This window comes from Phaeodactylibacter luteus (assembly GCF_007993045.1).
GTDB classification, from domain to species: Bacteria; Bacteroidota; Bacteroidia; order Chitinophagales; family Saprospiraceae; genus Phaeodactylibacter; species Phaeodactylibacter luteus.
Genome location: NZ_VOOR01000212.1, coordinates 1 through 442, shown reverse-complemented (window position 1 = coordinate 442; position 442 = coordinate 1). Strand labels below are relative to the sequence as shown.

Sequence of the window (442 nt, the reverse complement as noted above, 5' to 3'; positions counted from 1 at the left end):
GACGACAACGACGGGGTGAACGACTCGGACGAGCTCTTGGTGGGCACAGACCCGCTGGACCCTGAGACGACGGACGGCACGCCAGACGGCAGCCTTGACAGCGACAACGACGGCATCAGCAACGGCGACGAGTCGGACGAGACGCTGGCAGTAGCTACAGACGTAGCGCCAACGGACGGCAACCCTGACATCACGTTCGCGGATACGGACGGCGACGGCATTGCGAACGATGTGGACACGGACGACGACAACGACGGGGTGAACGACGCGGACGAGCTTTTGGTGGGCACAGACCCGCTGGACCCCGAGACGACGGACGGCACGCCAGACGGCAGCCTGGACTTCGATGGTGACGGCATCAGCAACGGCGACGAGTCGGACGAGACGCTGGCGGTAGCTACAGACGTAGCGCCAACGGACGGCAACCCTGACATCACGTTCG

Annotated in this window: 1 pseudogene; it reads left to right on the top strand. The window is 64.7% G+C overall.

Features of this window, described 5'->3' with window-relative positions:
* Nucleotides 1–442: pseudogene (locus FRY97_RS22685) on the top strand (thrombospondin); the annotation flags it as partial.